Below are 17,708 nucleotides of genomic sequence, written 5' to 3'. Positions count from 1 at the left end.
GTGGCCGTCCCGAAGCGGAAGATGTCCCGCAGCAACACGCGCGCCCGCCGTTCGCAGTGGAAGGCGACGGAGGAGACGCTGGTCCGCAGCACCGTCCGTGGTCAGGTCGCGTACTCGCGCCCGCACACCGCCCGCGTGGTCACCGACTCCGCCGGCACCCCGCTGTACCTCGAGTACAAGGGCCGCAAGGTCAAGGACCTCTGAGCTGACCGCTCAGCAGGCCCCCGCCGTCACGCCGGGCGACGTCCGCGACGTCGCCCGGCTGACTGCCGCCCTGGGTGTGGAGGTGGACGCCGAGCTGCTGCTGCTCGCCATGACCCACCGCTCCTACGCCTACGAGCACGGCGGGTTGCCGACCAACGAACGCCTCGAGTTCCTCGGGGACGCCGTGCTCGGCCTGGTCGTCACGCACGAGCTGTACGCGCGGTTCGCGGACGTTTCCGAGGGCCGGCTCGCCAAGCTGCGGGCCGCTGTCGTGAACTCCCGCGCGCTCGCGGACATCGCCCGGGGTCTCGACCTCGGCGCGCACGTGCGCCTCGGCAAGGGCGAGCTCGGCACGGGTGGCCGGGACAAGAACTCGATCCTGGCCGACACCATGGAGGCCGTCATCGGCGCGACGTACCTGTCCGTCGGCATGGAGGGCGCGCGCGAGTTCGTGCTGCGCCTGACGTCCCCGCTCATGGACTCCTCCGAGCGCCTGGGGGCCGGGACCGACTGGAAGACGGCGCTGCAGGAGGTGACGGCCGCCGAGGGCCTCGGGGTCCCCTCCTACGCCATCACCGAGTCCGGGCCCGACCACGCCAAGAGCTTCACGGCCGACGCCGTCGTGGGGGGCACCGCCCTCGGCCACGGCGAGGGGCGCAGCAAGAAGGAGGCCGAGCAGAAGGCCGCCAGCGCCGCCGTCGAGGCCCTGCGCGCCGCCACCGCGGCCGCGGCCGTGCGTGCGTCCTCCTGAGCCGCCGGTCCTGACGTGCCCGAACTGCCCGAGGTCGAGGTCGTCCGCCGCGGCGTCGCCCGCTGGGTCGTGGGCCGCACGGTCCGCTCGGCGCGGTTCCTGCACCCCCGGGTGACGCGCCGGCACGTCGCGGGCCCGCAGGACGCGGTCGCGCGCACGGAGGGGCTCGTCGTCGCCGACGCCGTCCGGCGCGGGAAGTACCTGTGGCTGCCGCTGGCGAGCGCCGACGGCGACGCGGCCGACGCGATGGTCGTCCACCTCGGCATGAGCGGGCAGCTGCTCGTCGAGGCGGCCGACGCGCCGCCGGAGAAGCACCTGCGGGCCGTGTGGGAGTTCGACGACGAGCGCGACGACCTGCGCTTCGTCGACCAGCGCACGTTCGGCGGGGTCGCCGTCGTCCCCCTCGTCGGGGTCGCCGACGGCGGGCTCGGCGGCCTGGGGGAGTCCTCCGACGCCCCGTGGTCGCGGTGCGTGCCCGCTCCGGTGGCGCACATCGCGCGCGACCCGCTCGACCCCGCCTTCGACGACGCACTGTTCGCGAAGCGGCTGCGGCAGAGGACGACCGGGGTCAAGCGGGCGCTGCTGGACCAGACCCTGGTCTCCGGGGTCGGCAACATCTACGCCGACGAGGCGCTGTGGCGGGCCCGGCTGCACTACGCCCGGCCGACGCGGTCCGCGACGCGCGCCCAGGCGGACGCGCTGCTCACCGGGCTGCGGGAGGTCATGACGGCGGCCCTGGCCGCGGGGGGCACGAGCTTCGACTCCCTCTACGTCAACGTCAACGGGGCCTCGGGGTACTTCGACCGGTCCCTGGCCGTCTACGGGCAGGCGGGGCGGCCGTGCCCGCGGTGCGGGTCCCCCGTGCGCCGGGACGCCTTCATGAACCGGTCCTCGTTCTCCTGCCCCGGGTGCCAGCCGGTGCCCCGCGCCGCGCACTGGTGACGTTCCCCGGGCTCGCGCTCGCCGCGACGCCCGGGGGACCCGCCGCAGCCCGCCGAGGTGGCGGGCACCGCCCCCGCCGGCAGGTCGGTCGCTGTTCCGGGACCGGGTGCCCGTCGCCGGCGCACCTGGGTCCGGCCGCGGGTTTTGGTCGTTCCGTTCACGCAGGTCTCGTGCTCGCCGGTGCGGTGTGCCCATCCTGTGCTCTCACCGACGTCCCCGCCACGGACGCCGCGGTGGCCGCCCGGACCTCGACGAAGAGACAGGACGACCGTGAACCACGCAGAACGAACCCCGTCCGCGGTGCGGACGCGGCCCACGGCCGCCGACCCCGACGACCCGACGACCGCGGGCCCGGACCGCCGTCCGGGACGCGAGTGGATCGGCCTCGTGCTGGGGCCGACGGTCGGAGCCCTGCTGTACTTCCTCCTGCCGGCCTCCCCGGGGCTCACCCCCGAGGGGCGCACCACCGCAGCCCTCGTGGCGTCCATCGCCGTGTGGTGGATGACCGAGGCCCTGCCCCTGTCGGCGACGGCGCTGGTCCCGATCGTCGTCTTCCCGCTGGCCGGTGTCCTGGAGCTCGGCGACGTCACCGCCGCCTACGGCAACCCCACGATCTTCCTCTTCCTCGGGGGGTTCGCCATCGCGCTGGCGATGCAGAAGTGGAACCTGCACTCCCGCATCGCGCTCAGCACGGTCCGCGTCGTGGGGACGAACCCCGGCCGCCTCGTGCTCGGCGTCATGGTGGCCACGGCCTTCCTGTCGATGTGGGTCAGCAACACCGCCACCGCGCTCATGATGATCCCGATCGGCATCAGCGTCCTGGCCCTGGTCGACCGGCAGTCCGGCGGAACGCTGGCGCGCGGCGACGTCCAGCACTTCGGGGCCAGCCTCATGCTGGCCATCGCGTACGCGGCGACCATCGGCGGACTGGCCACGCTGGTCGGCAGCCCCCCCAACCTGGTGCTGGCCGGGCTGGCGCGCACCAGCCTCGGCGTCGACATCAGCTTCGCCGGGTGGATGGCCGTCGGGGTGCCCATCTCGATCGTCATGCTCGTGCTGGCCTGGCTGCTGCTGACGAAGGTCCAGTACCGGCCGCGCATCGGTGAGATCGCCGGCGGCAAGCAGGTCATCTCCGAGGAACTGGCCAAGCTCGGCAGGATCTCGGCCGGGGAGTGGACCGTCGCGATCGTCTTCGTGGTGACGGCCGGGCTGTGGGTGTCGCGGTCGTGGCTGGCCGACTGGACGGCGCTCACGGACGTCGCTCCCTTCGTCACCCTGCTCACCGACGGCGGGATCGCCGTCGCGGCCCTCGTCGCGCTCTTCCTCGTCCCCGTGAAAGGCAACGGCGGTCGGGGGGCGCTGGACTGGGGGACGCTGCAGAAGGGGGTTCCGTGGGGCGTGCTCATCCTCTTCGGTGGCGGGCTCGCCATCGCCGAGTCCGTGCAGAGCAGCGGGCTCGACACCTACATCGGTGAGTCGTTCAGCGGGTTGGGGACCCTGCCCACGATCCTGCTGGTGGCGGCCGTGGCCCTCATCATCCTCGCCCTGACCGAGCTCACGTCGAACACGGCCACCGCGGCGACCTTCCTGCCCGTCATCGCCGGGGTCGCGGGCGGCATCGGCGTCGACCCCCTACTGCTCCTCGTCCCGGCGGCGTTCGCCGCCACGTGCTCCTTCATGCTCCCCGTCGGAACGCCGCCGAACGCGATCGTCTTCGGCACGGGCAGGGTGACGATGGGGCAGATGGTGGCCAGCGGGGTGTGGCTGAACCTCCTGGCCGTCCTCGTCCTGACGCTGGCCGTCTACGCGCTGGGGCCCTGGGCGCTGGGCATCGGGTCGTGAACCCGGTGGCGTGGGGGTCGCCGGTGACCACCCCCGCGCCACCGCGTCCGACACCCCCCGCCGCGTAGCGTCCCCTCACCCCTTGAGCGCTCCGCCGAAGTTGAACGCCCCGCCGAGGCGGCGGGAGAGCAGGACGTACAGCAGGACGACGGGCAGGGTGTAGAGCACCGAGTACGCCGCGAGCTGGCCCCACTGCACCGAGCCGTACTGGCCGAAGAAGGTGAAGATGCTCACCGAGGCCGGCAGGCGGTCGGGGGACAGGAGCAGGACGAAGGGGACGAAGAAGTTCCCCCACATCCCGATGAACGTGAAGATCAGGACGACGGACAGCCCCGGCCACATGAGCGGCAGGACGATGTGGCGCAGCGTCTGCATCGAGCTGGCGCCGTCGGTCCAGGCCGCCTCCTCCAGCGTGATCGGCACCCCGTCCATGAAGTTCTTCGTGAGGAAGATGGAGAACGGCAGGGCCGTGGTCGCCATGAAGGCGATCGTGCCGCCGAGGGTGTCGATGAGGTTGAGCTGCACGAACAGGCCGTAGACCGGGACCATGATGGCCGTGATCGGCAGGCCCGTGCTGAAGAGGATCGTCAGCAGGAACGGCCGCTTGTAGCGGGTCTCGAACCGGGACAGCGGGTAGGCCGCGAGCGTCGCGACGACGATCGCGATGGCGGCGGACCCGACGCACAGGACGAGCCCGTTCCACATCGGCCGGTACGTCGTCTCCGGCGTCATGACGGCCCGGAAGTTGTCCAGGCCGAACGTCGAACCGCTGGGCAGTTCGAGCCTGAGACCCGCCTGGGAGTCGAACGCGGCGAACACGACCCACAGGAGCGGCACGAGGAACATCAGCCCGATGACGGACGTCACGCCGTTCGCCAGCAGCGAGACGATCCACGTGCGGGGGCCGCGGCCGCGCCCGGTGGTGGACGAGGTCGTGCCGGTCGCCACGACGGGGGCGTTGGTCTGGGTGGTCATCAGGGCCTCAGTCCTCGCGCAGCAGGCGCATGTAGAGGATGGAGAACACGGCGCCGACGGCCAGCAGGACCAGCGCGATGGCCGTCCCGTAGCCGATCTGGCTGAACGAGAACGCCTGTTCGTACATGTACAGCGGCAGCGTCTGGCTCTTGGTCCCCGGACCGCCCTTGGTCATGGTGTAGATGAGGCCGAAGACGGACAGGGTCTGCAACGTGATGAGCATGAGGTTCGTCGTGACGGTCCGCTTGATCATCGGCACCGTCACCCACCGCAGCCGGCGCCACCCCGTGGCCCCGTCCATCTCGGCGGCCTCCTCGATCTCGGCGGGGATCTCCGAGAGCGCGGCGTTGTAGACGAGCATCGAGAACGCCGTCCCGCGCCAGACGTTGGCGAGGGAGACCGCGATGATGGGCAGGGTGTAGAGCCAGTTCTGTCCCAGCCCGAACGTCCCGAGGAACTCGTTGAACGTCCCGTCCTGGGCCAGGAAGGCGTACCAGAGGTATCCGGCGACCACTTCGGGGATGACCCAGGCGCCGATCACGGTGATGCCGACCAGCGTCCGGACGACCTTCACCGACCGCTTCTGCAGCAGGGCCAGGGCCAGGCCCAGGAGGTTCTGCCCGACGACCGCGGACAGCAGGGTGAAGACGAGCGTGAGGACGACCGAGTTGGCGAACGCGTCGCTGGTGAACGCGGCCCGGAAGTTGTCCAGCCCGACGAACCGGGTGTTGCCCGATCCCGCACCCGTCAGCGCCGTGTTCGTGAACGCGGCGTAGACGCACCACAGGATCGGGCCCGCCAGGAACACCAGCAGCAGCACGATCGCCGGTGTGAGGGGCAGGGCCCGGGCGATGTCGACCTTGACCGGGTGCGTCCTGCGCCGGACCCCCGGTCCTGCCGGCGCCCCGGGTCGGGTGACCGTGGCCACTGCGGCCTCCTTCCTGCGACTCAGAGCGTCGCGGTCTTGTCCTCACCCACGATGCCCTTGACGGCCTCGTCGTAGGCCCTGGCCGCGTCCGCCGGGCTGGCCTGCCCGGTGACGACGGCCTCCATCGCCACCTGGATCTCGTTGGACACGCGCGGGTAGTCGGTGTTCTGCGGCCGGTACTGGGTGACCGGGACCAGGCTGGAGAAGAACTCCAGCGTGGGGTTGGACTGCGTGTACGTCGGATCGCCGGCGACGTCCTTGCGGACGGCGACGGCGGCGGAGTTGATGTTGTAGCGCAGGTTGTTCTCGAACGACGTCAGCGTCGAGATGACGTTCCAGGCGTCGTCGGCGTTGCCGGCGTTCTTCGTCATCGCCCAGGTCCACCCGCCGGACATGGAGATCTCCCCGTCCCCGGACCCGTCCTCGGTGGGCATGGGGGCCTGGGCCATGACCGCGTCCCACTCGGGCCAGGGGGCGCCACCGGTGTCCAGCCAGTTGCTGGACATCCAGGACCCGTCGAGGTCGATCGCAAGGGTTCCCCCGGGCAGGAACTCCTCACCCACCCGCGTGCTGATCTGGGCGTCCAGGGCGGCGGAGGGGTCGGGGGCGAGCTTCTCGTCGAAGATGGTCTTGATGAACTGCAGCGAGTCGACGAACTCCGGGCTGCCGACGTTCCACTTGTCCTCGCTCGCGTCGTACAGGGTCGAACCCGTTCCGTAGAACAGCATCTCGAACCCCTGCATGGAGGCGGCCTCCCCGGCCGCCTTGCCCGCGTAGACGTTGATCGGGGTGACGTTCGGCAGTTTGCCCTTGATCTCGCGGCAGGCGGCGAGGATGTCGTCCCACGAGGTGGGGGTCCAGTCCGGCGACAGGCCGGCCTGGCTCAGCAGGTCCTTGTTGAACCACAGGGCGCGGGTGTCGGTGCCGTCCGGCACGCCGTAGGTCTTGCCGTCGGAGGCCTTGGCGGCTCCCTTGGCGACGTCCTGGAACTGGTCCCACTGGTCCCACTGGCCCAGCCAGGAGTCCAGCGGCTGCAGGTACCCGGCGGTGATGTCGGAGTTGATGAGGAAGGTGTCCTCGTACACGACGTCCGGCGACGTGCGCGGGGACCGCATCATCAGCTGCAGCTTGGTGTAGTAGTCGTTCTCGGACGCGACGATCGGGACGAGCTCCATGGTCTTGCCGGAGTTCGCCTTCTCGTAGGCGGTCTTCACCGTGCCGAGGTAGTCCTTCATCACGGTGCCGGAGCCCCACTGCTGGTAGGCGACCTTGGTCGTCCCACCGGCGGAGCCCCCGCTGTCCGAGCTGCCACCGCAGGCGGTGGTTCCGAGCGCTGTGCCGGCACCCAGGCCGGCGATTGTCAGGAAGCTACGACGACGCACAACCCACTCCCTCGTGGCGATGTCCCATGTCCGGTGTTCCGTGTCCGGCGCGGCCTGGCGTCAGGCCGATCCGAGGAAAGTAAATCCACTGGATTGACCGTGTCAACGGATCCGGCGCATGATTCTGAGAACGATCCCACAGGGGTCGCCGAGCGCGAGGAGGCGCGGGTGCGACGAGGCGCGAACCTGCCGTGGGTGGGGGACTACAACCAAGCCGTGGTGCTCGAAGGCATCCGGCGCCACCCGGGCACGTCCCGGACCGAGCTCGCGGCGGCCAGCGGGCTGACGTTGCAGACGGTGTCGAACATCGTGCGCCGGTTGCTCGACCGCGAGCTCGTGCAGGAGGGCGGGGTGCCGGCCCGGCTCCGGGGTGCGGGCAAACCACGCACCGCGTTGTCCGTCCGCCCCGGGCAGGCCCTGGCGGTGGGGGTGCAGTTCGAGCGCGAGCACGTCGACGCCGTCCTGCTGGACCTCGCCGGTGACGTGCTCGACAGTTGTCGAGAACAACTGTCGGACGGTCCCGCGACCTCGCTGCACCCGTCCCCGGTCCACGCGACGCGCGCCGTCCGCTCGCTGGTGGACGGCAGCGGCAACGCGGCGGCCGTGCTCGGGGTGGGGGTGGCCGTCCCCGGGCCGCTGGACTTCACCGGTCCGGTCCGCAGCTCGGCGATCAACCTGCCCGGCTGGCGGGGGGTGGCGATCGCCGACCTGCTGGCCGCCTCGACGGGGCTGCCGGTCCTGGTGGAGAACGACGCCACCGCCGCCGTCGGTGACCTGTGGCGTTCCCCGCTCGTGGGCCGCAGCTTCCTGCACCTGCACGTCGGGGCCGGGATCGGCGGGGGCCTCGTCGTGCGCGACGAGGTCCTGCGCGGGGAGTCGGGGAACGCGGGGGAGGTCGGGCACCTCGTCGTCGACCCCGCCGGGCCCGTCTGCACGTGCGGGGCGGCCGGGTGCCTGGAGGCCGTGGCCGCCCCCACCGCCGTCGTCCGCCGGTACGTCGAGCGGGTCGGGGCGCCCAGGGCCCGGCGTGCGGGCCTGGTGCTGGCCGAGCACACCGTCCTCGACGACCACGACCGGCTGGAACTGCTGGCCCGGGAGGGTGACGCCGCGGCCGAGGCCGAGCTGGAGCGGGCCGCCGCGGCCCTCGCCCGCGCCGTGCTCGGGGTCGTCAACGTGGTGGACGTCAGCGAGGTCGTGCTCGGGGGCGGGGGGTTGCGGCGCACGGGCGAGCGGGTCCGCGAGGCCGTGCGCCGGGGGCTGGCCGTCGCGATGACGCGGGAGGTGCACCCTGTGCAGGTGCGCCTGGGGGAGGCCGGCGAACTGGCCGGTGCCCTGGGGGCGGCCAGCGCCGTGCTGCACGAGGCGCTGTCCTCGACCTGGGTGGGGGTCCACGGCCCGGCCCGCGAGGTCGTCATCTCCCCGGTGGCGCCGGTGCACTGAGGCCGGACCGCGGGCTCGACGGCGCGGGGACGGGTCCCGGATCTGGCAGGATGCGCGACGGCTCCGAGGACGTGGCCACCCGCACGCCCCCGACCCGAAGGTTCCGATGGCCGCCACCTCCGCCCCGTCCGCGCTCGACCGCTGGTTCGAGATCAGTGCCCGTGGCTCGACGGTGGGCCGTGAGGTCCGCGGCGGGTTGGCCACCTTCTTCACGATGGCCTACATCGTCGTGCTGAACCCGCTCATCATCGGGACGCAGCCGGACAGCACGGGGCGCTACCTCGGCGGCGGGACCGCGCCCGACCTCGCGGCCGTGGCCGCGGGCACCGCGCTGGTCGCCGGGGTCGTCACCCTGCTCATGGGGGCCGTGGCGAACTACCCGCTGGCGCTGGCGACCGGTCTCGGGCTCAACGCCTTCCTCGCCTTCGGCGTCGCCTCGCTGCCCGGCATGACGTGGCCCGACGCGATGGGCCTGGTCGTCATCGAGGGGCTGCTGATCCTCGTGCTGGTCCTCACCGGGCTGCGCGAGGCCGTCTTCCGGGCGGTCCCGCCCCCGCTGAAGACGGCGATCAGCGTGGGCATCGGCCTGTTCATCACGATCGTCGGGCTCGTCGACGCCGGCTTCGTCCGCGCGGGCAGCGGGACCCCCCTCGAACTCGGCATCGGCGGGTTCCTCGCCGGCTGGCCCACGCTCGTCTTCGTCGTCGGCCTCGTGCTCACGCTCGTCCTCATGGCGCGCGGGGTCCGCGGGGCCATCCTCGGCGGCATCGTCGTCGCCACCGTCCTGGCCGTCGCCGTCGAGGCCGTCGCCCACCTCGGCCCGCGCACCGGCGCCGACGGGTCCGTGGCCGACCCCCGGGCCTGGGGCCTGAACGTGCCGGCGCTGCCGGGCTCGTGGGTCGACGCCCCGGACTTCGCGACGCTGGGCCACTTCTCGCTGCTGGGTTCCTTCGAGCGCATCGGCTGGGTGACCGTCGTCCTGCTCGTCTTCACGCTGCTGCTCGCGGACTTCTTCGACACCATGGGGACCGTCGTGGCGATCGGGGCCGAGGGCGACCTGCTCGACGAGAACGGCAACCCGCCCCGGATGCGGCGCATCCTCGTCGTGGACTCCCTGGCCGCGGCCGCCGGTGGCGCGGGCGGGGTCTCGAGCAACACGAGCTTCATCGAGTCGGCCACGGGCGTGGGCGAGGGGGCGCGCACGGGTCTGGCCAGCGTCGTCACCGGTGTCGCGTTCCTGCTGACGACGTTCCTGGCCCCGGTCGTGTCGATCGTCCCCTACGAGGCCGCCACCCCCGCGCTGGTCGTCGTCGGCTTCCTCATGATGACCCAGGTCAAGGGCATCGACTGGGCCGACTTCGAGATCGCGGTCCCGGCGTTCCTGACGATCGTGCTCATGCCGTTCACGTACTCGATCAGCGCGGGCATCGGGGCCGGGTTCGTCGCCTTCGTCCTGCTGAAGGTGGCGCGCGGGCGGGCCCGGGCCGTGCACCCGGTGATGTGGGTCGTCGCGGCGCTGTTCGTCGTCTACTTCGCGATCGACCCGCTCAAGCAGGTCCTGGGCGTGGCCTGAGGCGCCCGGGACCTGCCCGGTTCACCCCCCGAGGGGGCGGGGGGCGAGCCGCTGGAGCTGGGTGACGTGCGCCGGGGTCAGCTCCTGCACGCTCGTCACCTGCAGCAGCCGCATGGTGCGGGCGACCTGGTCGGCCAGGATCGCGATGGCGCGGTCGACCCCGGCGCGGCCGCCGGCCATGAGGCCGTACAGGTAGGCGCGTCCGACGAGGGTGAACCGGGCGCCCATCGCGATGGAGGCGACGACGTCGGCCCCGTTCATGATCCCGGTGTCCACGGCGACCTCGGTGTCGCGACCGACCTCGCGGACGACCTGCGGCAGCAGGTGGAACGGGATGGGGGCGCGGTCCAGCTGCCGTCCGCCGTGGTTGGACAGGACGATCCCGTCGACGCCGAGGTCGGCCAGGCGCCGGGAGTCCTCGACGTTCTGGACGCCCTTGACGACGAGCTTGCCCGGCCACATGGCGCGGATCTCGGCGAGGTCGTCGTAGTCGATGGAGGGGTCCATCGCGTAGTCGAGCAGTTCGCCCACGGTGCCACCGGTCTCGGTGAGGGAGGCGAACTCCAGCTTGCGGGTGGTGAGGAAGTCGAACCACCAGCCGGGCCGGGTGGCGGTGTCCAGGACGGTGGAGACGGTCAGCTGCGGGGGGATGGAGAACCCGTTGCGCTTGTCCCGCAGGCGGGCGCCGGCCACGGGGGTGTCGACGGTGAACATGAGGGTGTCGAACCCGGCGGCCGCGGCGCGCTCGACGAGGCCGTAGGAGATCTCCCGCTTGCGCATGACGTAGAGCTGGAACCAGTTCCGGCCCGTCGGGTTGGCCGCCTGGACGCCCTCGATGGTCGTCGTGCCGAGCGTGGACAACGTGAAGGGGATGCCCGCGGCGCCGGCGGCGCCCGCACCGGCCTCCTCGCCCTCGGTCTGCATGAGCCGGGTGAAGCCGGTGGGCGCGATGCCGAACGGCAGCGCCGACGGGCCGCCCCAGATCGTCGTGGACGTGTCGACCTCCGACACGTCGTGCAGGATCGAGGGGTGGAACTCCACGTCGCGGAAGGCCTGCCGGGCCCGGGCCAGGGAGATCTCGCCCTCGGCCGAGCCGTCGGTGTAGTCGAAGGCGGCCCGCGGGGTGCGGCGCTTGGCGATGACGCGCAGGTCCTCGATGGTGAGGGCGGCCTCCAGGCGACGCTTGCGGCCGTCCAGCTGCGGCTTCTTGAACCCGACGAGGTCCAGGAGCTCGCGGGGGTTCGGGGTCTGGCGCTTCACGACACTCCTACGTGTGCTGCGGTTCGGGGCTGGTGCGCGGTGCGATCGTGACCAGGTCGGCAGTGTGCCGCACGAGGGCGCGCAGCGTCTCCAGCGACCCCGGCAGGTCGCCGGCCGCGCGTGCCTGGACGAGGACGTTGCCCAGGGCCGTGGCCTCCACGGGACCGGCGACCACGGGCAGGCCGCAGGCGTCGGCCGTGAGCCGGCACAGCAGGCCGTTGCGGGCCCCGCCGCCGACGAGGTGGACGACGCGCACGTCGCGCCCGGACAGCCGGACCGCGTCGGCCACCGAGCGGGCGAAGGCGGCGGCCAGGCTCTCCAGCACGCACCGCACGACCTCCGCGCGCTCGGCCGGGGGGCGGCGGCCGGACTCCTCCACGAGGGTGCGGACCCGGTCGGCCATCGGGCCCGGGGGCAGCAGCCGGGGGTCGTCGACGTCGACGAGCGGTCCACCGGCCGGGACCTCACCGGCCGCCGCGAGCAGGGCACCGAGGTCGACGGGGCCGTGCTGGCCGGGTTCGGCCTCCCACTCCGCGACGCACTGCTGCAGGACCCACAGGCCCATGACGTTGCGCAGGTACCGGATGCGGTCGTCCACGCCGCGCTCGTTGGTGAAGTTCGCGGCGAAGGAGTCCGCCGACAGGACCGGCTCCTCCAGCTCCACGCCGACCAGGCCCCACGTGCCGCACGCGACGTAGGCGAACGCCTCGTCCTGGGCCGGGACGGCGACCACGGCCGAGGCGGTGTCGTGCGACCCGACCGCCACGAGCCGCGTGCCCGCCCCGAGACCGGAGTCGTCCAGGACCTCGCGCCGCAGGCCACCCAGGACGGTGCCGGGGTCGTGCACGTCCGGCAGCAGCGCGGGACGGATCCCGGCGAGCTCGACGAGGTCGGGCGCCCAGCGGCCCGTGCGGACGTCGGCCATCCCGGTCGTCGAGGCGTTGGTCGCCTCGGCGCCCCGTACGTCGGCCAGCCAGTGGCCGAACAGGTCCGGCAGGAGCAGCAGCCGGTCGGTCAGCTCCAGCAGCCGCCCCTCGGCCACGAGCTGGTAGAGCGTCGTGAAGGGCAGGTGCTGCAGACCGTTGCGGCGGTACAGGTCCAGGGCCGGGACCCGGGCGTGGACCCGTTCGGCGACCCCGCCGGTGCGGCCGTCGCGGTAGTGCCGGGGCGTCCCCAGCAGCGTCCCGTCGGCCGCGAGCAGCCCGTAGTCGACGGCCCAGGTGTCGACCGCGACCGAGGTGGCCTGCGAGGTGCACCGCGCGACGGCCCGCAGCCCCGTGCGGACCTGCTGCCACAGCCCGACGGCGTCGGTGAACCACGACCCGGCCACCGGGACCGGTCCGTTGCCGAACCGGTGCACCTCCTCCAGCGCCAAGACCCCCGGGCCCGCGGTACCGACCATGACCCGGCCGCTGGAGGCTCCCAGGTCCACCGCGACGTGGACGGACATCGGGCCTCCTAGCGCAGGAACGCGGCGGGGACGCCGGCGTCGACGGGGACGTGGAGACCGGTGGTGTGCGACAGCTCCCCGGCGGTGAGCACGAAGACGGCGTTCGCGACGTGCTCGGGCAGGACCTCCCGCTTGAGCAGGGTGCGCTGGGCGTAGAACGCCCCGAGGTCCTGCTCGGCGATCCCGTACGTGGCGGCGCGCTGTGCGCCCCAGCCCCCGGCGAAGATCCCCGACCCGCGCACGACGCCGTCGGGGTTCACGCCGTTGACCTTGATCCCGTGCTCACCGAGCTCGGCGGCCAGCAACCGGACCTGGTGGGCCTGGTCGGCCTTGACCGCCGAGTAGGCGAGGTTGTTCGGCCCGGCGAACACGGAGTTCTTCGAGGCGACGTAGACGACGTCCCCGCCCAGGCCCTGGGCGATGAGGACGCGGGCGGCGGCCTGGGAGACGAGGAACGACCCCTTCGCCATGACGTCGTGCTGCAGGTCCCAGTCGCGTTCGGTCGTCTCCAGCAGCGGTTTGGAGATCGACAGGCCCGCGTTGTTCACCACCAGGTCCAGACCGCCGAAGGCCAGGACGGCCTCGTCGACGGCGGCGCGCACCGCGTCCGGGTTCGACACGTCGACCGCGACACCCACGGCGACGTCGGCCGGTCCCAGGTCCGCCGCGGCGGCCCGGGCCTTGTCCAGGTCGAGGTCGGCGACCACGACGCAGGCGCCCTCGGCGGCCAGGCGGGCGGCGATGGCCTTGCCGATGCCGGAGGCGGCGCCGGTCACCAGCGCGATCCGGGTGGCCAGCGGTCTGGGTGCCGGCATCCGCGCGAGCTTGGCCTCCTCCAGCGCCCAGTACTCGATGCGAAACTTCTCGGACTCCTCGATGGGTGCATAGCGCGAGACGCCCTCGGCGCCGCGCATGACGTTGATCGCGTTGAGGTAGAACTCCCCGGCCACGCGAGCGGTCTGCGCGTCGCGGCCGTAGGAGAACATGCCGACCCCGGGGACCAGCACGATCGCGGGGTCCGCGCCGCGCATCGCGGGGGAGTCCGCGTCCGCGTGGCGTTCGTAGTAGGCGCGGTAGTCGGCGCGGTAGGCCTCGTGCAGCTGCGTCAGGCGCGCCTGGACGTCCTCGAGGGGCGCGGTGGGCGGCAGGTCCAGGACCAGGGGCCTGACCTTGGTGCGCAGGAAGTGGTCCGGGCAGGAGGTGCCCTGGGCGGCCAGCCGGGGGTGCTCGGCGCGGGAGAGGAAGTCCAGCACCGCGTCGGTGTCGTCGAAGCGACCGACCTGCGGGGTGTCCCGGCTGGCGAGGCCGCGCAGCACGGGGGCCAGGGCGGCGGCGCGGGCGCGGCGTTCGGCCGGGGGCAGGGGCTCGAAGCCGGGCACGACCGGCCCGAAGGGTTCGGGCACCGAGTTCCGGGCGAGGAACCGTTCGGCGGTCTCGATGATCCACCGGGAGTTCTGCTCGCACTGCTCCGAGGTGTCACCCCAGGCGGTGATGCCGTGCCCGCCCAGCACCGCGCCGACGGCAGCCGGGTTGGCCTCCTTCACGGCCGCGATGTCGAGGCCGAGCTGGAACCCGGGCCGGCGCCAGGGGACCCACACGACCTCGTCGCCGAACACCTGCTCGGTGAGCTTCTCGCCGTCGGCGGCGCAGGCCAGGGCGATGCCGGCGTCGGGGTGCAGGTGGTCGACGTGCGCCGCGTCGACCAGGGCGTGCATGGCGGTGTCGATCGAGGGCGCCGCCCCGCCCCTGCCGTGCAGGCAGAAGTCGAACGCGGCGACCATCTCGTCCTCGCGCTCCACCCCCGGGTAGACGTGCTCCAGCGCCCGCACGCGGTCCAGGCGCAGGACGGCCAGGCCCCCCTCGGTGAGGGTGCCCAGGTCACCGCCGGACCCCTTGACCCACAGCAGGTCGACGTCCCGCCCGGTGACGGGGTCGGTCGCGGTGCCCTTGGCCGAGGTGTTGCCGCCGGCGTAGTTCGTGAACCGCGGGTCCGCGCCGAGGGCGTTGGAGCGGGCGATGAGGGCGGGGACCGTGCCGTCCGCGGCGCCGTGCGTGGTGCTGCTCACGCGCCCCACCCCGCCTGGGTCCCGCCGATGCGTTCGTCCGCGGTGCGCTGCAGGTAACCCGACGCCTTGAACGCGGCCATCGGGTCGGGGTCCAGGCCCTGGCTCTCGCGCAGTTCGGCCAGGAGCGGGCGGACGTCGGTGTGGTAGGCGTCCATGAGGACGTCGTTGGCGCCCAGGACGTCCCCGGCGCGCTGTGCGACCCGCAGCGCGTCGCGGTCCACCAGCAGCGCCTTGGCGGTGGCCTGCTGGACGTTGGTCACCGAGCGGATCTGCCCGGGGATCTTGTCCTCGACGTTGTGGCACTGGTCGAGCATGAAGTTCACCCCCGGACCGGCCGGGTCCCACCCGGGGTCGGACGGCGTGCCCGGTGCCAGGGCTCCCGCGCCGACGATCTCGTGCATGACCCGGAACAGCTGGAACGGGTCGGCCGCCCCGGCCATGAGGTCGTCGTCCGCGTAGAACCGGGAGTTGAAGTCGAAGGCCCCCAGTCGCCCGGCGCGCAGCAGCTGCACGACGATGAACTCGATGTTCGTACCCGGGGCGTGGTGACCGGTGTCCAGGACGACCTTGGCCCGGTCGCCCAGCGCGAGGCAGTGCAGCAGCGAGGTGCCCCAGTCCGGCACGTCGGTGGAGTAGAACGCCGGCTCGAAGAACTTGTACTCCAGCACCAGGCGCATGTCGTCGTCCAGCAGCCCGTAGACCTGCTGCAGGGACTCGGCGAGCCGGTCCTGCCGTTCGCGCAGGTCGTCCTGGCCGGGGTAGTTGGTGCCGTCGGGCAGCCAGAGCTTGAGCTCCTTGGAGCCGGTGGCGCGCATGACGTCGACGCACTCGGCGTGGTGGGCGACGGCCTTGGCGCGCACGCGGGGGTCGGGGTTGGTCAGGGAACCGAACTTGTAGTCGTCGTCCTGGAAGAGGTTGGCGTTGATCGTGCCGATGGTGACGCCGAGGTCGGCGGCGTGGGCGGCCAGCTTGCCGTAGTCCTCGACCAGGTCCCAGGGGATGTGCAGCGAGACGCGGGGGGCCGCCCCGGTGTACCGGTGCACCTGCGCGGCGTCGCTGACCTTCTCGAACGGGTCCCGGGGGGTCCCGGGGGTGCCGAACACCTTGAACCGGGTGCCGGAGTTGCCGAACGCCCACGAGGGCAGCTCGATGTTCTGCTCGCGCAGCGCTGTCAGCACTTGGTCGCTGGTCATGGGGGGCTCCACTCCGTCGGGGGGTGATCAGCGTAGCTCGGGATTGACACGTTTCACAAGGGGCCGCCTGTGACCTTCGTGGCCGGGTCCCGTGCCTCGGTACCCGGTGAGGAAATGGTAAGCGCCTTCCTGGAAAATCCCGTCTCCCTGGAGAAGTTTCGCGCGTCTGCGCTTGACGACCCCCGATGGCAGTCCGCACACTCGGGGGACCGCTTTGAATCGTGTCAGGCGGTGGAGCACCGGCACCGCCGTCGGCTCCTGGTCTCGAAGAGGAGACGTCCATGACGCACGAAGAATCCCGGGCTCGCCCCCTGCGCCGTGCCCTCACCCTGGCCGCCCTGCTGGCGCTGACGCCCCTGACCGCCTGCAGCGCGGGGAGCCTCGGGTCCTCCGGGGGCTCCTCCGACGGGGCGACCGAGATCACCTGGCTCACCGGCAGCGACGAGACGGCCCAGGCCAACGCCCGGGCCGTCGTCGACGCCTTCCAGGCCGCCCACCCCGACATCAAGGTGACCATCGAGGGCCGGCCCGCCGGGACGGAGGGGGACAACCTCATCAAGACCCGGCTGCAGACCGGTTCGATGAACGACGTCTTCGACTACAACTCGGGCTCGCTGTTCCAGCAGATCGCCCCGAACCGCAACCTCGTCCCGATCAGCGACGAGCCGTACGTGGACAGCCTCGACGACACGTTCAAGGAACAGGTCACCTCCGACGGTGCCGAGTACGGCGTGCCGTACGGCACCGCCTTCGGCGGTGGGGTGATGTACAACCGCGACGTCTACTCGCGACTGGGTCTGCAGGTCCCCACGACGTGGGCGCAGTTCGTCTCCAACGCCGAGGCCATCAAGGCCGCCGGCGTCGCCCCGGTCATCCAGACCTACGGCGAGACGTGGACCTCCCAGCTGTTCGTCCTGGGCGACTTCCACAACGTCGCGGCCGAGAAGCCGAACTGGGCCGCGGACTACACGGCGAACAAGGCCAAGTACGCGAACGACCCCGTCGCCATCCGCGGTTTCGAGCACTTGCAGGAAGTCCACGACAAGGGGCTCGAGAACGCCTCCTACGCCTCGGACGAGCTGGCGGACGGGATGCGGCAGCTGGCCGCGGGGGAGGGGGCGATGTACCCGATCCTGTCGAACCAGATCCTCACCCTCACCACCGCGGCCCCGGAAGCAGCCCAGAGCGTGGGCTTCTTCGCCCTGCCGGGAGACGACGCCGCCACCAACGGACTCACGGCCTGGTACCCGAACGCCGTGTACATCCCCAAGACGACCGAGGGCGACGAGCTCGAGGCGTCCAAGGAGCTGCTGTCCTTCATCGCCAGTCCCGACGGGTGCGACGCGCTCAGCCAGGCCTCCCCTCCCACCGGCCCCTACCTCGTCGACGGTTGTGAACTGCCCTCCGACGTCCCCCAGGTGACGAAGGACGTCCAGGCCTACTTCGACGACGAGAAGCAGTCGCCCGCCCTGGAGTTCCTCTCTCCCGTCAAGGGCCCGAACCTGGAGCAGCTGACCGTCGAGGTCGGCTCGGGCATCCGCTCCGCGGCCGACGCGGCCGCCGTCTACGACCAGGACGTGCAGAAGCAGGCCCAGCAACTGGGCCTGGACGGTTGGTGACCGTCCTGCCGGACCGCCCGACCCACCCGCCCCGGTGCCGGGAGCGGGCGGGGCGGGCCGAGTGAAGGAGGTCGACGTCGTGT

General features: G+C 72.2%; 14 protein-coding genes. 7 read left to right on the top strand and 7 right to left on the bottom strand.

Translation table 11 applies throughout. From position 1 onward, the window contains the following. The 4 genes from rpmF (at position 1) to AB2L28_RS18835 (ending at position 3,739) form a co-directional block, all read left to right on the top strand. Positions 1–204 carry a 50S ribosomal protein L32 gene (gene rpmF, locus AB2L28_RS18850; RefSeq protein ID WP_370720530.1) on the top strand — a complete coding sequence of 68 codons (204 nt, stop codon included), beginning with the start codon at positions 1–3 and terminating at the stop codon, positions 202–204. Between the two features lies 1 nt (position 205). Then, on the top strand, positions 206–955 hold the full coding sequence (gene rnc, locus AB2L28_RS18845) for a ribonuclease III (protein ID WP_370720595.1): 750 nt from the start codon (positions 206–208) through the stop codon (positions 953–955). A gap of 15 nt (positions 956–970) precedes the next feature. Beyond that, the gene (mutM, locus tag AB2L28_RS18840; RefSeq protein ID WP_370720529.1) at positions 971–1,897 is read left to right on the top strand and encodes a bifunctional DNA-formamidopyrimidine glycosylase/DNA-(apurinic or apyrimidinic site) lyase; all 927 of its coding nucleotides are present in this window, start codon (positions 971–973) and stop codon (positions 1,895–1,897) included. A gap of 270 nt (positions 1,898–2,167) precedes the next feature. Then, positions 2,168–3,739, top strand: coding sequence for an SLC13 family permease (locus tag AB2L28_RS18835; protein ID WP_370720528.1), 1,572 nt, complete (start codon positions 2,168–2,170; stop codon positions 3,737–3,739). 75 nt (positions 3,740–3,814) lie between these two features. On the opposite strand, the gene AB2L28_RS18830 is transcribed toward AB2L28_RS18835, so the two are convergent. Genes AB2L28_RS18830 through AB2L28_RS18820 form a run of 3 tightly spaced genes read right to left on the bottom strand, consistent with a single transcriptional unit; the run spans position 3,815 to position 7,024 of the window. Next, the gene (locus AB2L28_RS18830) at positions 3,815–4,714 is read right to left on the bottom strand and encodes a carbohydrate ABC transporter permease (RefSeq protein WP_370720527.1); all 900 of its coding nucleotides are present in this window, start codon (positions 4,712–4,714) and stop codon (positions 3,815–3,817) included. Positions 4,715–4,721: 7 nt separating this feature from the next. Beyond that, positions 4,722–5,642, bottom strand: coding sequence for a carbohydrate ABC transporter permease (locus tag AB2L28_RS18825; RefSeq protein WP_370720526.1), 921 nt, complete (start codon positions 5,640–5,642; stop codon positions 4,722–4,724). Positions 5,643–5,662: 20 nt separating this feature from the next. Continuing rightward, on the bottom strand, positions 5,663–7,024 hold the full coding sequence (locus tag AB2L28_RS18820; protein WP_370720525.1) for an extracellular solute-binding protein: 1,362 nt from the start codon (positions 7,022–7,024) through the stop codon (positions 5,663–5,665). A gap of 168 nt (positions 7,025–7,192) precedes the next feature. Here AB2L28_RS18820 and AB2L28_RS18815 point away from each other — a divergent pair, with 168 nt between their 5' ends. Together AB2L28_RS18815 and AB2L28_RS18810 are read left to right on the top strand one after the other, a co-directional pair. Further along, complete coding sequence (locus tag AB2L28_RS18815; protein ID WP_370720524.1) at positions 7,193–8,464, top strand: ROK family transcriptional regulator; 1,272 nt, start codon at positions 7,193–7,195, stop codon at positions 8,462–8,464. Between the two features lie 106 nt (positions 8,465–8,570). Further along, on the top strand, positions 8,571–10,037 hold the full coding sequence (locus AB2L28_RS18810) for an NCS2 family permease (protein ID WP_370720523.1): 1,467 nt from the start codon (positions 8,571–8,573) through the stop codon (positions 10,035–10,037). 21 nt (positions 10,038–10,058) lie between these two features. Here AB2L28_RS18810 and AB2L28_RS18805 read toward each other — a convergent pair whose 3' ends face one another. The 4 genes from AB2L28_RS18805 to rhaI are packed head-to-tail and all read right to left on the bottom strand — an operon-like array spanning position 10,059 to position 16,006. After that, positions 10,059–11,297: an alpha-hydroxy acid oxidase gene (locus AB2L28_RS18805; RefSeq protein ID WP_370720522.1), complete on the bottom strand. Its 1,239-nt coding sequence runs from the start codon at positions 11,295–11,297 to the stop codon at positions 10,059–10,061. A 7-nt stretch (positions 11,298–11,304) separates the two neighbouring features. After that, positions 11,305–12,747: a rhamnulokinase gene (locus AB2L28_RS18800; RefSeq protein ID WP_370720521.1), complete on the bottom strand. Its 1,443-nt coding sequence runs from the start codon at positions 12,745–12,747 to the stop codon at positions 11,305–11,307. An 8-nt stretch (positions 12,748–12,755) separates the two neighbouring features. Then, the gene (locus tag AB2L28_RS18795) at positions 12,756–14,813 is read right to left on the bottom strand and encodes a bifunctional aldolase/short-chain dehydrogenase (protein WP_370720520.1); all 2,058 of its coding nucleotides are present in this window, start codon (positions 14,811–14,813) and stop codon (positions 12,756–12,758) included. Further along, the gene (gene rhaI, locus AB2L28_RS18790) at positions 14,810–16,006 is read right to left on the bottom strand and encodes an L-rhamnose isomerase (RefSeq protein WP_370720519.1); all 1,197 of its coding nucleotides are present in this window, start codon (positions 16,004–16,006) and stop codon (positions 14,810–14,812) included. Before rhaI ends, AB2L28_RS18795 begins: the two co-directional genes overlap by 4 nt. Before the next feature lie 281 nt (positions 16,007–16,287). Between rhaI and AB2L28_RS18785 the strand changes: the two genes are divergently transcribed. Further along, positions 16,288–17,625 (top strand): ABC transporter substrate-binding protein, encoded by a 1,338-nt coding sequence (locus AB2L28_RS18785; RefSeq protein WP_370720518.1) that lies wholly within the window; start codon positions 16,288–16,290, stop codon positions 17,623–17,625. Positions 17,626–17,708 lie beyond the last annotated feature (83 nt).

The sequence above is a fragment of the Kineococcus mangrovi genome (assembly GCF_041320705.1).
GTDB lineage: Bacteria > Actinomycetota > Actinomycetes > Actinomycetales > Kineococcaceae > Kineococcus > Kineococcus mangrovi.
The sequence above is the reverse complement of the archived record's forward strand: the minus strand, read 5'-3'. Positions and strand labels throughout refer to the sequence as shown.